19 protein-coding genes and 1 other annotated feature are annotated in these 17,201 nt (G+C 49.6%); of the genes, 18 read left to right on the top strand and 1 reads right to left on the bottom strand.

What is annotated here, in order from left to right:
- The first annotated feature begins 15 nt into the window (after window positions 1-15).
- The 17 genes from ftsZ (at window position 16) to PXY01_RS03670 (ending at window position 15,728) form a co-directional block, all read left to right on the top strand.
- Complete coding sequence (gene ftsZ, locus PXY01_RS03750; protein ID WP_127567464.1) at window positions 16-1,146, top strand: cell division protein FtsZ; 1,131 nt, start codon at window positions 16-18, stop codon at window positions 1,144-1,146.
- Window positions 1,147-1,365: 219 nt separating this feature from the next.
- Window positions 1,366-2,319 carry a sigma-E processing peptidase SpoIIGA gene (gene spoIIGA / locus PXY01_RS03745; protein WP_127567462.1) on the top strand — a complete coding sequence of 318 codons (954 nt, stop codon included), beginning with the start codon at window positions 1,366-1,368 and terminating at the stop codon, window positions 2,317-2,319.
- A gap of 35 nt (window positions 2,320-2,354) precedes the next feature.
- Complete coding sequence (sigE, locus tag PXY01_RS03740; protein WP_127567460.1) at window positions 2,355-3,077, top strand: RNA polymerase sporulation sigma factor SigE; 723 nt, start codon at window positions 2,355-2,357, stop codon at window positions 3,075-3,077.
- 237 nt (window positions 3,078-3,314) lie between these two features.
- Window positions 3,315-3,716 carry a GntR family transcriptional regulator gene (locus PXY01_RS03735; RefSeq protein ID WP_127567458.1) on the top strand — a complete coding sequence of 134 codons (402 nt, stop codon included), beginning with the start codon at window positions 3,315-3,317 and terminating at the stop codon, window positions 3,714-3,716.
- Complete coding sequence (locus tag PXY01_RS03730; RefSeq protein WP_127567456.1) at window positions 3,713-4,402, top strand: ABC transporter ATP-binding protein; 690 nt, start codon at window positions 3,713-3,715, stop codon at window positions 4,400-4,402. The genes PXY01_RS03735 and PXY01_RS03730 overlap by 4 nt, the downstream gene beginning before the upstream one ends.
- Window positions 4,399-5,226 carry a hypothetical protein gene (locus PXY01_RS03725; RefSeq protein ID WP_127567454.1) on the top strand — a complete coding sequence of 276 codons (828 nt, stop codon included), beginning with the start codon at window positions 4,399-4,401 and terminating at the stop codon, window positions 5,224-5,226. Before PXY01_RS03730 ends, PXY01_RS03725 begins: the two co-directional genes overlap by 4 nt.
- Window positions 5,223-6,425 (top strand): hypothetical protein, encoded by a 1,203-nt coding sequence (locus tag PXY01_RS03720; protein ID WP_127567452.1) that lies wholly within the window; start codon window positions 5,223-5,225, stop codon window positions 6,423-6,425. The genes PXY01_RS03725 and PXY01_RS03720 overlap by 4 nt, the downstream gene beginning before the upstream one ends.
- 197 nt (window positions 6,426-6,622) lie before the next feature.
- Complete coding sequence (gene sigG / locus PXY01_RS03715; RefSeq protein ID WP_127567450.1) at window positions 6,623-7,405, top strand: RNA polymerase sporulation sigma factor SigG; 783 nt, start codon at window positions 6,623-6,625, stop codon at window positions 7,403-7,405.
- Between the two features lie 180 nt (window positions 7,406-7,585).
- Window positions 7,586-7,864, top strand: a complete 279-nt coding sequence (locus tag PXY01_RS03710) for a YlmC/YmxH family sporulation protein (protein ID WP_127567448.1) — start codon at window positions 7,586-7,588, stop codon at window positions 7,862-7,864.
- Window positions 7,865-7,994: 130 nt separating this feature from the next.
- On the top strand, window positions 7,995-8,870 hold the full coding sequence (gene pgeF / locus PXY01_RS03705) for a peptidoglycan editing factor PgeF (protein ID WP_127567445.1): 876 nt from the start codon (window positions 7,995-7,997) through the stop codon (window positions 8,868-8,870).
- Window positions 8,867-9,583: a YggS family pyridoxal phosphate-dependent enzyme gene (locus PXY01_RS03700; RefSeq protein WP_127567443.1), complete on the top strand. Its 717-nt coding sequence runs from the start codon at window positions 8,867-8,869 to the stop codon at window positions 9,581-9,583. Before pgeF ends, PXY01_RS03700 begins: the two co-directional genes overlap by 4 nt.
- Window positions 9,584-9,587: 4 nt before the next feature.
- Window positions 9,588-10,055, top strand: a complete 468-nt coding sequence (locus PXY01_RS03695; RefSeq protein ID WP_127567441.1) for a cell division protein SepF — start codon at window positions 9,588-9,590, stop codon at window positions 10,053-10,055.
- A gap of 7 nt (window positions 10,056-10,062) precedes the next feature.
- Window positions 10,063-10,332 (top strand): YggT family protein, encoded by a 270-nt coding sequence (locus tag PXY01_RS03690; protein ID WP_127567439.1) that lies wholly within the window; start codon window positions 10,063-10,065, stop codon window positions 10,330-10,332.
- A 24-nt stretch (window positions 10,333-10,356) separates the two neighbouring features.
- Window positions 10,357-11,145: a YlmH family RNA-binding protein gene (locus tag PXY01_RS03685; RefSeq protein ID WP_127567437.1), complete on the top strand. Its 789-nt coding sequence runs from the start codon at window positions 10,357-10,359 to the stop codon at window positions 11,143-11,145.
- An 83-nt stretch (window positions 11,146-11,228) separates the two neighbouring features.
- Entirely contained in the window at window positions 11,229-11,720 is a 492-nt protein-coding gene (locus PXY01_RS03680; protein WP_127567435.1) for a DivIVA domain-containing protein, read from the top strand.
- A gap of 85 nt (window positions 11,721-11,805) precedes the next feature.
- Window positions 11,806-12,128 (top strand) — a binding site (T-box leader).
- A 51-nt stretch (window positions 12,129-12,179) separates the two neighbouring features.
- A complete protein-coding gene (gene ileS, locus PXY01_RS03675; protein WP_127567433.1) occupies window positions 12,180-15,281 on the top strand; it encodes an isoleucine--tRNA ligase in 3,102 nt (1,033 codons plus the stop codon).
- 99 nt (window positions 15,282-15,380) lie between these two features.
- Entirely contained in the window at window positions 15,381-15,728 is a 348-nt protein-coding gene (locus PXY01_RS03670) for a DUF5665 domain-containing protein (RefSeq protein ID WP_127567431.1), read from the top strand.
- On the opposite strand, the gene PXY01_RS03665 is transcribed toward PXY01_RS03670, so the two are convergent.
- Window positions 15,725-16,453 carry a TraR/DksA C4-type zinc finger protein gene (locus PXY01_RS03665; RefSeq protein ID WP_127567429.1) on the bottom strand — a complete coding sequence of 243 codons (729 nt, stop codon included), beginning with the start codon at window positions 16,451-16,453 and terminating at the stop codon, window positions 15,725-15,727. The genes PXY01_RS03670 and PXY01_RS03665 overlap by 4 nt on opposite strands.
- 210 nt (window positions 16,454-16,663) lie before the next feature.
- Between PXY01_RS03665 and lspA the strand changes: the two genes are divergently transcribed.
- Complete coding sequence (gene lspA, locus PXY01_RS03660; protein WP_127568051.1) at window positions 16,664-17,200, top strand: signal peptidase II; 537 nt, start codon at window positions 16,664-16,666, stop codon at window positions 17,198-17,200.
- The last annotated feature ends 1 nt before the right edge of the window (window position 17,201 follow it).

Genomic DNA, 17,201 nt, shown 5'->3' with positions numbered 1-17,201 from the left:
TCGGGGGAAACGGAGATGTTGGAGTTCGATATGGATATGGAACAACTAGCACAAATTAAAGTAATCGGCGTAGGCGGCGGCGGCAGCAATGCCGTTAACCGAATGATCGAGAATGGCGTTAAAGGTGTCGAATTTATTACGGTCAATACGGATGCACAAGCGCTTCACCTGGCGCTTTCGGAGCATAAGCTGCAGATTGGCGACAAACTGACGCGCGGGCTTGGCGCCGGGGCAAACCCGGAGGTTGGCAAGAAAGCAGCGGAAGAGTCGCGCGAGCTGATCAGCAACACGCTTAAAGGTGCAGATATGGTATTCGTAACGGCCGGCATGGGCGGCGGTACGGGTACAGGTGCAGCGCCTGTTATTGCTGAGATTGCACGAGAGTGCGGCGCACTCACGGTCGGCGTTGTTACGCGTCCGTTCACGTTCGAGGGACGTAAACGTTCCGGACAAGCTGATCACGGCATTGAAGCTCTGAAAGAGAAGGTCGATACGCTTATCGTGATTCCGAACGATCGACTGCTTGAAATTGTCGATAAGAAGACGCCAATGTTGGAAGCGTTTCGCGTGGCGGATACCGTGTTGCTGCAAGCGGTTCAAGGCATTTCTGACTTGATCCAAGTTCCTGGTCTGATTAACCTCGACTTCGCTGACGTGAAGACGATTATGACAGAGCGCGGTTCCGCTCTTATGGGCATCGGCATGGCATCGGGGGAGAATCGTGCGGCAGAGGCTGCACGCAAAGCAATTATGAGCCCGCTGCTTGAGACGTCGATTGATGGTGCTCGCGGTGTTATTATGAATATTACGGGCGGAGCGAACCTGTCGTTGTACGAAGTGAATGAGGCGGCAGAGATCGTCATCGCCGCATGCGACCCGGAAGTTAATCTAATCTTCGGTGCAATCATTGATGAGAACTTGAAAGAAGACTTTAAAGTAACTGTTATTGCGACTGGATTCGAGCATAAGCCTGCGCCTGAGCCGCTTCGTCGTCCTGGCGCGCCGTTAGAGTCGGCAGAGCCGCGTTCTGCTGCACCGGCTTCGACACAGAGCACGCCGTCGAGATCGACTTACAGCGTACCAACGTCCAGCGATCAATTGGACATTCCAGCGTTTCTGAGAAATCGCCCGCGCGGTGATCGGTAATGACTAATAAGCAGTAAATTGATTAAGCCACTCAACAAGCGGTTTTTCGCTTAAGAGTGGCTTTTTGCTGTCTGTCAGAGCGTATCAAGTTACGACAAAAAAAGAATGTTGCGAGCGTCATGAATAGACAGACATTGAAATACGATTACAATATACTAGTCTCAATCGTTCCTGCTGGTATACGGACGTACGGCCGTAAGGCAAAGAATTGGCAGGCAGGTGAATGCCCTGGCGATATATGTAGATGTACTTTTTATGAAGGAGCTGTTAATTGACGGGTCACTGCTGCTTGTAACCGCATGGGTTAGAGGAATTCGTGCCGCATGGTACCGCATTGTCGGAGCAAGTGCCGTCGGCGCCTTATATGTCGCCTTGTTGTTCGTTCCGTCATTGTCGTTTCTGTATACGATTCTAGTTAAGGTTGGAATATCGGTTGTGATGCTGCTCATTGCTTTCGGCTACGGCGGAATGCGGCCGTTCGCAAGAACGATGGCTGCATTCTATGCTATAAATTTTATCGTTGCAGGTGCTGTGTTAGGCTTTTATTATTTGATCATGCAGCAGGGTTCGAACGCTTTATGGCGGGGACTGCAGTTTATGGATGGCGGCGTTCGGTCTGAGCTCAAGATAGGATTTATGTTTGTCGGATCGGCGATATGCGTCGGGCTGTATATAGCGCGCTCTGTAATTGTTCAACGTCGGGAGAAGGCGCTAATTCAAGCGCACGTTGCGAAGATAACGGTGACGATCGGAGAACGGAAGTATGAATGCGAAGGGCTAATCGATACGGGCAATCAGTTGTACGATCCGCTGACGCGGACGCCGGTGACGATCATCGAGGCGTCGCTGCTGGAAGCGGATTTGCCGTCTTCCTGGATGAGAAGAATTCGAGAGGCCGAGGTCGATAAGCTAGTGCTTGGTGATTCAGGGGAATCGGGAGAAGATGAATTTGAATGGCAGGACCGGCTGCGGCTGGTGCCTTACCGTGGCATAAATCGCGGTACGCAATTTATGCTCGCATTGAAGCCGGATGCCGTTACGGTTCAGTTAGGCGATGACACGATCACAACCCGCAGAGCATTGATTGGCTTGGACGGCGGACAATTGTCATCGGACCGTGCGTACCGTGCAGTCATCCATCCGTCGATGGCGGAGCGGAGCAGCGGAGTGTAACGGCGCATACCATCTTGACGGGGAGGCATAGAGCCATGCTAGTGAAATGGAAATTGATTCTTCAGCTATATTATTATCGTGTTCTGTTTTTATTCGGACTGAAGAGCGATGAAATTTATTATATTGGTGGAAGTGAAGCGCTTCCGCCTCCTTTAACCCGTGAAGAGGAAGAATATTTGCTTGAGAAGCTCCCTTCTGGCGACACTGCTATTCGGGCTATGCTAATTGAACGTAATTTGAGACTCGTCGTATATATTGCCCGCAAGTTTGAGAATACGGGCATACATATTGAGGATTTGGTGTCTATCGGCGCTATTGGGCTGATTAAAGCAGTGAATACATTTGATCCAGACAAAAAGATTAAGCTCGCCACTTATGCGTCCCGTTGTATTGAGAATGAGATCCTGATGTACTTGCGCCGTAACAGCAAGACACGTACGGAGGTATCGTTCGATGAGCCGCTGAATATTGACTGGGATGGCAATGAGCTGCTGCTGTCGGATGTTCTCGGAACGGAGAACGATACGATCTATCGGAACATCGAGGAGCAGGTTGATCGCAAGCTGCTCCATAAAGCGCTTGATAAGTTGACGGAGCGGGAGCGGATCATTATGGAGCTCCGCTTTGGGCTGGCGGACGGAGAGGAGAAGACACAGAAGGATGTAGCTGATCTGCTTGGCATTTCACAGTCGTATATTTCGCGTCTGGAGAAGCGGATTATTAAGAGGCTGCGTAAAGAGTTTAATAAGATGGTCTAAGAGGGGGAGGCTATCCAGAAAGTCAGTTTTCACTGATTTTTTGGATAGCCCCTTCTATCTTAAGCAGGTAAACTAGTCCTCGATTACTATTCCTCTTCATGACAAGGGTTGATTAAGGGCAATTAAACAAAAAAAGGTTGACGAGAAAGTGTATTATATGCATAATACAGATAGAGTGTATGAACTACGTAGTACACACACTAAATACTGGTTATATTCACAAAGGGAGCAGCGCCGATGGAGCTGATGTTTAACAATCGTGATCCCGTTTACTTACAGGTTGTCAAGCATTTCAAAGAGCGGATCGCAACAGGGAAGCTAACGGCAGGTGAGACGATTCCGTCGCGACGTGAGCTTGCAGGACAATTGGGCATTAACCCAAACACGGCACAGAAGGCATACAAAGAAATGGAGGAGCAGGGCTTGATCGTTACAGAAGGCAATTCGCCAAGTCGGATTACCGGAGACACTGCCATACTCGGACGCATTCGTGATGAACTGCTGACGGAGGCTATCGATATGTTCTTAGCCTCGGTCCGTAACATTGAGGTCCCGCCTGAGCAGCTTCTTTCGCTCGTCCAGCAAAGGCTGGAGGCTAAGTGGAGCATGTCACACAATGAAGAGGTGGACCCGACATGATCGAATTGAAAAATGTGAGCAAAAGCTTCGGTTTTCGCAGTGTGTTGAAAGATGTAAGCTTCAAGGTGCCAAAAGGTGCGATTACCTGTTTAACCGGCTTGAACGGGGCCGGCAAGACGACAATTTTGAAAGCGATTATGGGGCTTACGCCGATCAACGGCGGCAAGATCATGATTGACGGTAACCCGCTTCATTTTACCGCCCATGAACGTGTCGTCTTCGTACCTGACCAGCTGCCGATGCCAGGGCGGATGACGGTTTCGGATTGCCTAACTTTCATGGACGACTTCTATCGAAACTGGAATGAGGAGCGGGCAGCGGAGTTAATCAGCATGTTCAAGCTCAATCTGAAGGATCGGGTTGGCTCGTTATCTAAAGGGACGGCGGCAAAGCTGAATATGCTTCTTGCCTTGGCGATGGATGCAGACTACATGCTGATGGATGAGCCTTTCTCTGGCATCGATATGTTCAGCCGCGAACAGATTGCAGCTGTGTTTTCTAGTGAAATGGTGGAAGGTCGCGGCGTTATGCTGACGACGCATGAAGTGAAAGAGGTCGAGCATTTGCTCGATCATGTCGTAATGCTCGATGACGGGCGAGTGACCAGACAGTTCGCTTGTGATGATGTGCGGATGTCTGAAGGGAAGTCGGTCGTTGATGTGATGCGGGAGGTGTATGAGTCATGATCACATTGTGGAAGCTGTTGAACATTGAAGTCAAACGACTTGCCATCCCTTTTGTAATAATGGTCGTGTTCGTGACAGCTGTTCAATTGATTGGTGTTCATATTATGGCCGACCATACCTTAAATGAAGCAGAAAGAATGATGAAGCTTGAGCATTTGACATCAATCCAACAGTTCGAGGAGGTCCATCAGCTTGTCGGGTTCGCGGATGCAGTACATTATGACACGAGATGGATAACGTTATCGATCGGGTTGTGTATAGCATTTATGCTGTTTTATTTCCTATTCATCTGGTATCGCGATTTTCTCGGAAAGCATCCTTTCATCTACAGACTACTGATGATACCAGGTGCGAGACACCATATATACTTCGCCAAGCTTGTCGCTCCTTTGATCGTTATTTTCTCGTTATTAGCCGTTCAGATGGTGCTCTTGAAGCTGGAAAGCAGCTATTATTATTCCTTGCTGCCGGCTGAGATGCGTACTCATACTCCGCTACGCTATGCTATTCTGGTTAATTCGACCCTTTACAAGATTCTCCCGTTATCGGCTGACCGATTCGTTTTTTATTATGGCAGCGGAATCGCTGCTGTAATTGTTCTCTATACGGCTGTATTGTTAGAAAGAAGCTTTCGATTACGTGGATTATTCGGAGCACTGCTGTATGCGGCGGTTATGTTGGCTGCAGTATCCATTCCGTTCATGCTCGACGACAATTGGTTTTCGCATGAGATTATCCGTTTGCTTGCCGTAATCGTAATAGGTATTGGCGCGTTGTCGTTATGGCTTAGTCTCTATCTGCTGAAAAGGAAGATTACCGTATGATAAGAGTGATTACGAAATATTGGATCTTATATGTGATGATCGGGCTTGTATTGCTATTCACTTATCTGTACATTCAGTCAGGCTGGAGACAGGAAGGTGAGGCGCCGCTTCGCCTCGCTGTGCTCGAAGGCGATGCTGCAACAGCCGCGAAATGGTCCATAGAGGGAGATTATCAATACTCGCGGTATATAGCAGTCCGAATCGAGCTCAATGAGAAGGGGATTGTGCACAATAAGGAGCGTTCAATACTCGACGCTGACTTCGATTGGATTATTGATGCTGATCAAAATATTTGGCAGTTGTTCGATGGCTATACCGATTTTTTGAGAGGCAAGAAGAGCTACGGAACGTATTACGCGGATGATAATGCGCTTGCGTATGCGAACAGTGAGCAAGCATATGGGAAATGGGTGCTTCAACTCTCATTCTTAGATAAAGATAAGGACCAACAAACCGATTTCGAAGTTGATTTTCCAATGGGTTCATCGAATGAATATTGGTACACTGAGGCTATCCAACGAAAGGATGATGGACAAATAATCGTACTTGTCTCTCATCATATTCGAGATGATGCTCGAGAAGGCCGTAACCGGTACGATGAGCTGGTAAGGCTTGAGATTAGCGTGGAACAGCAAGCAGTTACGAGCAAATCAACGGTAATTACAGCGCCGGAACAAGAAGGCCGAAGATTAGGGCTGATCGGTACAGGCAAAGTGTTCAAGCCGCTGCCATACATGCTGATTGAGGCGCCGAAGGATGACCAATGGTTTTACTACGCCTATGATACGCAAGCAGATAAACTTCAGCCGATTATGAAGTCCGATGTTGACGCCGAGGAAATGTATACGATGTGGGATGTTGTTGGCGACAAGCTCCATTATGCTTATTCGGACGGTGCTCGGATTCATTATCAAATGTTCGATATGAAAACGGGACAGTCACAATCGGAACCTCTCGTCATCGATGCTACCCAGTGGAACGCTAAAGTTTCCCGGGCTGTAGCAGCTGATAATGAAAACATAAGTATTGTATATGAGAACAGAGAGGCTGATCTTCCAATCATCGGCGCTGCAATTGTCGATAAGCTTACAGGTAACGCTGTATACCGAGGCGAAGTGAAAGCGGACGGAACGGCCGAGGAGCAGCGAAAAGCTTTGCTTAAGTTCAATTACATCAGCGGCTTGGCACTGCGCGAATAGAGAGAGATAGCAGGTATGTGCCGGAAGAAGCTGGGGCTGTCAGGAAAGTCAGAGAAAGGATTGACTTTCCTGACAGCCTCTTTCTGTAGTCAATATTTTGCTCCGTAAGAACGTGTCGAACGATGTCGCTGTCAGGAATATTTCGGGGGGCCAAGGAGATAATGAACATTAATGTTTCTCCTTGGGAGGTAATCACGTTGACCCGAAACAAAGTCGAGATCTGTGGTGTGGATACCGCGAAACTGCCTGTCCTGACGAATGCGGAAATGCGCGAGCTGTTTACGGCCTTGCAAACGCGTGGCGAACGGGCAGCAAGAGAGAAATTGGTGAACGGCAACCTGAGACTTGTGCTCAGTGTTATTCAGCGGTTCAACAACCGCGGCGAATATGTGGACGATTTGTTCCAAGTCGGCTGCATCGGCCTGATGAAGGCGATCGATAATTTCGATTTGAGCCAAAATGTTAAATTCAGCACCTACGCCGTTCCGATGATCATTGGTGAAATCCGTCGCTACTTGCGCGACAACAATCCGATCCGCGTTTCTCGAAGCCTGCGGGACATTGCCTATAAGGCGCTCCAAGTACGCGATAGTTTGACGAACCAGAATTCACGGGAGCCAACGATTTTCGAAATATCAGAGGTGCTCGGCGTGCCGAAAGAGGATGTTGTCTTCGCTCTTGACGCGATTCAAGACCCGGTATCGTTGTTCGAGCCGATATATCATGATGGCGGCGATCCTATCTATGTGATGGATCAAATTAGTGATGATAAGAACAAGGACATTTCGTGGATTGAAGAGATAGCACTTCGCGAAGCGATGCATAAGCTGAACGAACGGGAAAAAATGATTTTGTCGATGCGTTTCTTCGAGGGAAAGACGCAGATGGAAGTAGCCGACGAAATCGGCATTTCACAGGCGCAGGTGTCCAGGCTGGAGAAATCAGCAATACAACAAATGCAAAAGCATGTAAAAACTTAATAACGAGCAACGTGCAGCCGGAAGTGCACAACGCCCCCGGCTGCCGATCGATCAACCAGCGGCGCATGGAGCGCCGTTTTTTTGTGCTGGTTAGGACATTTTGGGCACGGCGGTCATATAGTAGTAACATAAGCCTATCGGCTCTTGTCTTCCATCCAGTGAAGAAAGCGGTGATATCTCGTGAAAATTTCTGACTTCCAGACGAAGGACGTCATTAATATCGTCGATGGCAAGAAGCTTGGTCAAGTAAGCGATCTTGAGCTTGATCTAAGGCATGGCCGTATTGACTCAATTGTCGTGCCGACGTTCACCCGTTTTTTTGGGATGTTCGGCGGCGGTACCGACGTCATCATTCCATGGCGCAACATTGTTAAGATTGGAGCCGATGTCGTACTTGTTCGGTTGGATGAAGCGAAAGCCGCTTACCGCGAGGAAGAGGAAGCGCAAGTACGTACATGAGCGGGACCTAGGCGAGAGGCTAGACGAGGAACGATTAGATCGCGAATGTCGGGGATGCTTAACATGTCTCGCTTTTCCAACCATCGGCCCTATGGTACACTTATGTGAACACAATGATGAGGTGGAAACGATGGAGCCTTTCGTATGGGATCAAGCTCAGAGGAGCGGGGCGTCGCTGCTCATGCTCGACAGCTGGACGGGGCGGTACGCCGGCTTAACAGCCGGCTTTACGACGCGGCTGGGGGGCGTAAGCGGAAAGCCTTGGGCTTCGCTTAATATGGGATTACATGTCGGGGACAAGAACGAAGCTGTTGTGGAGAATCGGAGGCTTCTGACGGAAGCGATCGGATGGCCTTTCGAATCGTTCACATGTGCCGAGCAGGTGCATAGCGACCATGTGCAGGTCGTCAAGGCAGAGGATGCGGGAAGGGGGCGCGATTCGAGACAGACCGCTTTTCAACATACAGACGCCCTCGTAACGAACGTGCCGGGCGTGCTGCTTGCATCCTTTTATGCGGACTGTGTACCGTTATATTTCTATGACCCGGAGAATAACGCTGTCGGATTAGCTCATGCGGGGTGGAAGGGTACGGCTGCCGAGATCGCAATTCGTACGGTAGAGACGATGCGCGAGCATTACGGCACTGATCCAGCGAAGCTGTACGGCGCGATCGGACCGGCAATCGGCGTCTGCTGCTACGAGGTGGATGGTGCTGTTATCGGAAGAATGGAGGAGCTGTGCCGCAGCTTCAGCTATAACACTGCTACTTTCGACAGCAGCGCCGCTGCTATTGAGCGAATGGTACAGCATAAGGGCGGCGGCAAGGCGATGCTCGACTTGAAAGAAATCAACCGACACATTATGATAAAAGCAGGAATTTTGCCGATCCATATCGAATTAACCAATTGGTGTACTAGCTGCAGCAACGACCTGCTGTATTCCCATCGCGCTGAGCATGGAGCAACAGGCCGGATGGCGAGCTGGATTGGCATAGAGAAGAGGTGAGCCTCTTGTCGACGTTAACGGAACGGATACAAGATGTTGAGAATTTAATTACAGCTGCGTGCGAGCGGAGCGGCCGCAAGAGAGACGAGGTACAAGTTGTTGCGGTGACCAAGTACGTATCGGTCGATACCGTTCGTCAAGTTGTAGAGCAGCATATCGTACATTTGGGTGAGAACCGCTGGCAGAATGCAAAGCCGAAATGGGAAGCGCTCCAGCAGTTACCTCCATCGGAGCAGCCGATCTGGCATTATATCGGATCGCTGCAGACGAACAAAGTGAAAGACGTCATCGGCAAGTTCACATACATCCATTCACTGGACAGGCTATCACTTGCGCAAGCAATCGCCGAGCGGGCGGACAAGCTGGGGATTACGGTTCCATGCTTCGTGCAGGTGAACGTGTCGGGCGAAGAGAGCAAGCAGGGGCTTACACCGGAGGCGGTGCCTGAGTTTCTGAGAACGATTCGCCAATATCCTTCCATCAAGCCGATTGGACTCATGACGATGGCGCCTTTCGAAGCGGAGGCCGAGGAGACTAGGCCAGTATTCCGCGGCTTACGGCAGCTTCGAGACCAGATTAATGCATCAGGCATATTGGACGAGCCGCTGACAGAGCTTTCGATGGGCATGTCGAATGATTTTACGGTTGCGATTGAGGAAGGCGCAACATGGGTACGATTAGGTACGATACTAGTAGGGAAAGAGGAGGTTTGAGACAATGAGTGTTATTAATCGGTTTATGAACTATTTTGGTCTTCAGGACGAAGAAGAAGTCGTAGAGCGTGAGAAGGTTGACTCGCAAGTGGACGAACCAGAACACGAATTTGAAACTTCTCCATTCGAAGCACGTAAACATTCTAAAAGCGGCAATAGCTCCAACATTGTGAGCATCCATTCGCAGAAGAACGTGCGTGTCGTATTGAATGAACCGCGTTCCTTCGAAGAAGCACAAGAGATTGCTGACCATCTGAAGGCTCGTCGTGGAGTTGTTGTGAATCTGCAGCGTGTACCGAATGACGTGGCTAAGCGGATTTTCGATTTTCTGTTAGGCACGCTGTATGCAGTCAGCGGAACGATGAACCGGATTGGTCCGGGCATTTTCTTCTGTGCTCCTGAGAATGTGGAAATTCAAGGCACCATCTCCGAACTGCTGGTGGACGAACAGGATTACAAACGAATGAGGTGACCTTGATTTGAGCAATAGTGTAACAGAATTTGTATTTTTGCTTGAACGTATCTATACGTTTATGATTATCGGTTATGTGCTGCTGTCGTGGCTGCCGAATGCAAGGGACAGCTTTATCGGTCAATTGCTCGGTAAGCTGGTCGAGCCTTACTTGTCTGTATTTCGGCGTTTTATTCCGCCTATTGGCGGTATGCTTGACATCTCCCCGATCGTTGCGGTGTTCGCGCTAAATTTTGTCGCATACGGGGTTCTCTTCGTGGTTGATATATTCATCTAGAGATAAACTCGAAGGACGGTCAGCATGTTCTCGAATAAGAAAATTTATGAACATTTCCATCCGGACGAGCGTGCGTTTGTAGACCGGGTGGAGGAATGGATTGAGCGGGCTGCGGAGCGACATGAGTGGAAGCGAACCGACTTCATGGATCCGAGGCAGCTTGAAATTGTACGTTCTCTGGCGAATCGCAGCGGTAACGTAGCTCTTCGATGTGACGGAGGCTCACCGGATGCTGAACGCCAGCGGGTGCTCATTGCCCCGGACTACGCCTATTTGGACGATGAACCGATGGGCGTTCAGGCTGTAGCGGTAACGGCCGATTCTCAAGGGCATTTGGAGCTTGATCATGGCGATTATTTAGGAGCTCTGCTTGGACTTGGGGTCAAACGTGAGCTAATTGGTGACATTCATGTTCTAGAGGATGGCTGTCACTGCTTAGTGACGGAAGAAATCGCCGATTACATCAATATACATCTTCGGCAAGTCCACCGAGTCCATGTCCTTACGGAATTGATTCCGTTATCCTCGCTTCGCATCACGAAGCCGAAGCTGGAGGAGATGAGTCTATCGGTGGCTTCTCTACGTTTGGATGGCATTGCCAGCGATGTATACCGCATCAGCCGGACGAAGATTGTGGAACCCATTCGGGCAGGCCGCTGCCGCGTGAATTGGAAAGTAGAAGAGAACCCTTCGGCCGTTCTAAAGGCGGGAGATATTGTCTCGATGAAGGGACTTGGCAGGTTCAAGGTGATAGACGTGGAGGGCGTGACAAAAAAAGGCAGGATTCGTGTGTCCATCGGGAAATTTATTTGATATGATGCAGGATTTTGTGCGGAACTGTCGAAACAGTCTTTTACAACTAACACAGGACCGTCATATCCATAGGAGGTGCGCCAATGCCGCTTACGCCATTGGACATACATAATAAGGAATTCGGAAGAAGACTGCGTGGTTACGATGAGGATGAAGTGAATGAATTTCTGGATCAAGTCATTAAGGATTATGAATCGTTGATCCGCGAGAACAAAGAGCTGCAGAATCAAGTGCTTGCCCTGCAAGAGAAGCTGAACCATTTCGCGAATATTGAAGATACGCTCAGCAAGACGATTATCGTTGCGCAGGAAGCAGCTGACGAGGTAAAGAATAACGCGAAGAAGGAAGCGCAGCTGATCGTGAAGGAAGCGGAGAAGAACGCGGATCGAATCATTAATGAGTCGCTATCTAAATCACGCAAGGTCGCACTGGAAGTTGAAGAGCTGAAGAAGCAGGCTTCGATTTATCGGGCGCGGTTCCGTACGCTGGTCGAAGCACAGCTTGAGCTGCTTAGCCAAGAGGGCTGGGAGGCATTGGAGTCGTCCAATGCTGCAGCGTCGCACGAGAAGGATTAATGGCTCGTATTTTGTTGGTAGTGGGCCAATATCATTTGACAATTCCGATGCATTCGGCTATAACTAGTAATATTATGAATGATGTTCACTTTCGTTGACGAGAACAAGTTCGTTGCGTTTATCGTTCTCCAGAGAGCCGGTATAAGCTGAAAGCCGGCGTTCGGTGCGCATCGGATATCCTCTCCGAGAAGCGGCGCAGAACATGTGCAGTACGGGATTCCGCTCTGACATTATTAAGCGTCGACGGCTTTCCACCGTTACCCGGAACGCGAGCATTCTTACAGGAAGCTGTTCGTGAAAGAGGTGCCAATCGCTGCTTCGGCATGAATGCCGAATGTTTCGTGTAGAAGAAACAGCAATACAGCGGATGGAACAAGGGTGGTAACGCGAGTATGACTCGTCCCTTATGGGGCGGGTCTTTTTGTTATTTAGGGCAATATTGAAAGGAGAATGAAACGTATGCAGCGCGTAGACGTCAAGGAGCGTGCACGGAGCCGTGAGCTTCGTGTGTTAGAGCAATGGAAGAAGGACGACACGTTCAAGAAATCGATCAGCAATCGGGAAGGTAAGCCAAACTTTGTATTCTATGAGGGTCCGCCGACCGCAAATGGTGCACCGCATATCGGACATGTGCTGGGCCGCGTTATTAAAGACTTCATCTGCCGCTATAAGACGATGTCTGGTTACCGCGTCGTACGCAAAGCAGGCTGGGATACGCATGGCCTGCCGGTCGAGCTAGGCGTAGAGAAGCAGCTAGGTATTTCGGGTAAACAAGAAATTGAGAAATATGGTGTAGAAGAGTTCGTGAAGAAATGTAAGGCAAGCGTATTCGAATACGAGAAGCAATGGCGTGAGTTGACCGAAGCGATTGCTTATTGGACGGATATGGATCACCCATACATTACACTCGATAATAATTATATTGAGAGTGTATGGCACATCCTGTCTACTATTCATCGCAAAGGATTGCTGTACCGCGGTCATCGGGTCAGCCCATACTGCCCTTGCTGTCAGACGACACTCAGCTCGCACGAGGTTGCGCAGGGCTATGAGGATGTCAAAGACTTGAGTGCAACGGTTAAATTTAAGCTTAAAGGTTCGAATGAATATGTTCTTGCTTGGACGACGACGCCTTGGACGCTTCCGGCGAACGTAGCGCTGGCGGTTAATCCATCCCTGACCTATGTAAAGGTGAAGCGCGGAGAAGAGACGTACGTTGTAGCGCAGGCTCTCGTTGAATCCGTGTTCAAGGAAAAGGACGGCGAATATGAGCTTGTTGAAACTGTTCAAGGCTCAGAGCTTGTCGGCTTGAGCTACGAACCGCCGTTCCGTTATGTTCCTGTAGAGAAAGGCCATATCGTAATCGGAGCGGATTTCGTCAGCGATTCGAGCGGTACAGGTATCGTTCATATCGCACCGGCTCATGGTGACGATGACTACAAAGCGGCGCGTGCTAACGGTATCAGCATGTTGAGCGTTGTGAATAATGCGGGTCGCTACGTTGACGAAGTAACCGATCTAGCCGGTCGTTTCGTGAAGGATTGCGATGTCGATATTGTGAAGATGCTTAGCGAGCGCGGACTTCTGTTCAGCAAGGAAAGATACGAGCACAGTTATCCGTTTTGCTGGCGCTGCAAATCGCCGCTGCTTTATTATGCAACGGAAAGCTGGTTTATCGAGACGACGAAAATTAAGGATCAGCTGATTGCAAATAACAATGAGGTGAACTGGTACCCGAGCCATATCCGCGAAGGTCGGTTCGGCAAATTCCTTGAGGATCTGGTTGACTGGAACATCAGCCGTAATCGTTACTGGGGCACACCGCTCAATGTGTGGGTGTGTGAAGCGACTGGCAAAGAATATGCGCCAAGCAGCATCGCCGATCTGCGTGAGCGGGCCGTCGGCTTCGTGCCAGAGGATATCGAGCTGCATAAGCCATATGTCGATGAAATTAAGCTGAAATCGCCATTCGCCGAAGGAGCTGTCATGACGCGGACGCCTGAGGTGATCGATGTCTGGTTCGACAGCGGCTCGATGCCGTTTGCTCAGCAGCACTATCCGTTCGGCGATGCCGAGCAGTTCGCAGATCAATATCCAGCAGATATTATTTGCGAAGGCATTGACCAGACGCGCGGCTGGTTCTTCAGCTTGCTCGCTGTATCGACGCTGTTCAATGGTAAAGCGCCATATAAAGCGGTCATCTCGACAGGCCATATTCTTGATGAGAACGGTCAGAAGATGTCGAAATCGAAGGGCAACGTTATTGATCCATGGGAAATTATTAATGAATATGGAACGGATGCGTTCCGTTGGGCGCTGCTCGCTGACAGCGCGCCATGGAATAGCAAACGGTTCTCGCGCGGTATTGTAGCAGAAGCGAAGTCGAAGGTAATTGATACCATTGTCAATACGCATGCGTTCTTCGCTTTGTATGCAACAATCGATGGCTACAACCCAGCTGAGCATCCGTACCGTCCATCGGCAGCGAAGCTGGACCGCTGGATCGTATCCCGCTTGAATACGCTTGTTCGTCAAGTCGTCAAAGGGCTGGACGACAACGACTTCCTCAATCCGGCCAAAGAGATCGAGACGTTCGTTGATGAGCTTAGCAACTGGTATATTCGCCGCTCACGCGACCGTTTCTGGGGCAGCGGCCTGACGGACGATAAGCTGGATGCATACAGCACACTGCGTCATGTGCTGCTTACGCTTTCGCGCGTCATTGCTCCATACGCACCGCTGCTAGCGGATGACGTCTACAGCAATCTGGGTGGAGAAGGCAGCGTTCACCTTGCTGACTATCCGACGGTAGACGAGTCGGCCATCGATGTTCAGCTGGAGCGTGATATGGAGACAGCACGTCAAATCGTCGAGCTTGCTCGCAACGTCCGCAACGAAACCGGTATTAAGACGCGTCAGCCGTTGTCCGAGCTGATCGTTTCGCTAGACCGCGATTTCGACGTTGCGGCATACGAAGACATTATTAAGGATGAGATTAACGTCAAAACGATCGTGATCGAGCACAGCGACAGCGGCTTCGTCAACTTTGCTCTGAAGCTGAATCTGAAGGTAGCGGGTAAGAAGTTCGGTAAAAATGTCGGACCGATCCAAAGCTATCTGAAATCGTTAACGGTTGATGAGACGCGTACAGCGGTTCAGGGAGGCAGCTTAAATTTTGTATCTCCTGACGGTGAAACGATCGCGATTACGATCGAAGAGCTGCTTGTTGAGAAGCAAGCGAAGGAAGGCTTCGCATCGGCTTCCGGCTACTCCTTAACGGTTGCATTGAATACGGATATTACGCCAGAGCTTGAACAAGAAGGCTGGGTTCGCGAAGTGATTCGTGCCGTTCAGGATACGCGTAAGAAGCTTGATTTGCCGATCGAGAAGCGTATCGATCTGGTTCTGGACGTGGATAGCGAGCTCCAATCGGCACTTCAAACGTTCGATAACGTACTGCGCGATAATGTTCTATTGAACAGTGTATCGTTCGGCACTTCTTCCGAGATGGAGCGAGTCGAGCTTGGCGAGAAAACAATTGGAATTCAAATTCTCGTTTAGGGGCAAACTCAAATAGAAGCAAACAAAGAAACGAGCGATTCTCGATGTTCGGCTCGGCCGAACGTCGAGGCTCGTTTTTTTGCTGATTGAAAGGGGGATATGAGGCATTTGAAAGCGACAGATTCGGATGAGAAGAAGGATTTGACTGCACTGACCATTTCGTTGAGTGCAGTCGATCGGCAATTACAACGAGTCGCATTAGATATGGAGAGGTCGCATATTCGGGATTACATTGAGCTTCTTCAACGCCCATTTCTGTTAATGTGGCGCAGCTTTCTATCCGGAACGGCGCGCGGCGTCGGTATTGCAGTCGGCTTCTCCGTGTTCGCCGCGACCATTTTGTATGTGCTTAGAGCGCTAGGCGCCTTGAATCTTCCGATTATCGGCGATTATATCGCGGATCTGGTCCGGGTCGTGCAAGCACAGCTTGAAGGAGCAGTGTACTAATATTCCAGCTCATCATCGACGGCAAGCTCGTCATCACCTTCGCCGTGTGACAAATATTCGTGATATTGGCGGTTACGGACGACGGATACGACTTGTCCCGTAATATCGGTTGCAAGAAAGCTTTCGATCGGCTCGACGAAGCCTTCGTTCTCGTCGGCCTCGGTATACATTTCATTATAGGAATCGACTTCACGATTGTCCGACATAGCCGGTGTATTAGAGCTGCCGAAATGCTCGACGATCTGCCAGGCGTCCTCGCCATCAAAGCCGTTATATCCATCATCTCCGTCCCGTTTGCTTCTATTAAAGGCTGGCCGCAGAAAATCTTCCTCCGCCGGGCGGTTATTGGACAGTTCCTGTCTTGGCGCATGCTCGACACAGTAAAGGGAATCCGGTAGTGCCTCCAACCGTTCGTACGGAATATCTTTACCGCATGTCAGACACCGGCCATAGGTTCCGTTATCGATAGCTTTAAGCGCCAAATCGATTCGTTCTCGTTTAAAATCATGCAGCTCATGAATCGCCAAATCTTTACTTCGCTCATACATCTCGGTGCCGACGTCACCGGGATGGTTATCGATTGGCGACAGCTCGCCAGTCTGATCTTTTAACGAGTTGGCTAATCCGCCATGCTCGGTGTCATGCATCGATCGCTCAATGGACTGTTTCATGCGAAGAAGTCTGCTCCGAAATTCGATTAATTGCTGTTGCGTCAGAGGTGACATGCTTTAGCCCCTTCCTCTCTTGGCGGTATGTTATAACTATTAGAGTGGACTGATGAACGCTGTTTTAACAGCAGGATAAGACCTAGATTCCATCCTATATTGAGAAGTTTCGCCAATCCAGCCGCTGTGCCGCCTGTGGTAGGGGGGACTGGCTTTATGTTACAATAGACGAGACTTTCATTAGGGAGGAATCAGGGATTCATGCGCTTATTGAAGTATTTTGTAATTTGCGGAATTGTGTTTGCAATCGATTGGATATCGAAATGGATAATCGTAAATGAGCTTGAATTACACGAGGAAATAAGTGTAATCGGCGACTTTTTTGTTATCACATCCATTCGAAATACTGGAGCGGCATTCAGTATGCTCGAGAATCAGCGCGTGTTCTTTCTGATCGTGACCATTATTATAGCAGCAGGTATCGTATGGTATATGCTGCGCACGGTTCGTAATAATGGAAAAGCACTGCTCCTTACGGGTCTTGCGCTCGTGCTTGGCGGCGCGCTGGGCAATTTTATCGATCGTGCACTGAAGGGAGAGGTTGTCGATTTCTTGCAGTTTACGTTCGGCAGCTACACCTTTGCGATATTTAATCTAGCCGATACGGCGATTTGTATCGGTGTCGGAATGATATTGCTCGATTCTTTGCTCAGTTCAAGAGCCGAGTCAACGTCGTCGGTACAAGCCGCAGCTGTATCGGGCGAGCCGCAGACAGAATATGATGACCGGAAGGAAAGAACGGAATAAT

Origin of the sequence: Paenibacillus xylaniclasticus (assembly GCF_004001065.1) — a bacterium.
Taxonomy (GTDB): domain Bacteria; phylum Bacillota; class Bacilli; order Paenibacillales; family Paenibacillaceae; genus Paenibacillus_T; species Paenibacillus_T xylaniclasticus.
The sequence above is the reverse complement of the archived record's forward strand: the minus strand, read 5'-3'. Positions and strand labels throughout refer to the sequence as shown.

Coding starts and splice junctions, on each gene's coding strand:
- PXY01_RS03695 (WP_127567441.1), top strand. CDS start 9,588: ATGAGTGTTATTAATCGGTTTATGAACTATTTTGGTCTTCAGGACGAA.
- PXY01_RS03680 (WP_127567435.1), top strand. CDS start 11,229: ATGCCGCTTACGCCATTGGACATACATAATAAGGAATTCGGAAGAAGA.
- PXY01_RS03670 (WP_127567431.1), top strand. CDS start 15,381: ATGAGGCATTTGAAAGCGACAGATTCGGATGAGAAGAAGGATTTGACT.
- sigE (WP_127567460.1), top strand. CDS start 2,355: ATGCTAGTGAAATGGAAATTGATTCTTCAGCTATATTATTATCGTGTT.
- PXY01_RS03685 (WP_127567437.1), top strand. CDS start 10,357: ATGTTCTCGAATAAGAAAATTTATGAACATTTCCATCCGGACGAGCGT.
- PXY01_RS03735 (WP_127567458.1), top strand. CDS start 3,315: ATGGAGCTGATGTTTAACAATCGTGATCCCGTTTACTTACAGGTTGTC.
- PXY01_RS03730 (WP_127567456.1), top strand. CDS start 3,713: ATGATCGAATTGAAAAATGTGAGCAAAAGCTTCGGTTTTCGCAGTGTG.
- PXY01_RS03725 (WP_127567454.1), top strand. CDS start 4,399: ATGATCACATTGTGGAAGCTGTTGAACATTGAAGTCAAACGACTTGCC.
- ftsZ (WP_127567464.1), top strand. CDS start 16: ATGTTGGAGTTCGATATGGATATGGAACAACTAGCACAAATTAAAGTA.
- PXY01_RS03665 (WP_127567429.1), bottom strand. CDS start 16,453: ATGTCACCTCTGACGCAACAGCAATTAATCGAATTTCGGAGCAGACTT.
- PXY01_RS03720 (WP_127567452.1), top strand. CDS start 5,223: ATGATAAGAGTGATTACGAAATATTGGATCTTATATGTGATGATCGGG.
- pgeF (WP_127567445.1), top strand. CDS start 7,995: ATGGAGCCTTTCGTATGGGATCAAGCTCAGAGGAGCGGGGCGTCGCTG.
- ileS (WP_127567433.1), top strand. CDS start 12,180: ATGCAGCGCGTAGACGTCAAGGAGCGTGCACGGAGCCGTGAGCTTCGT.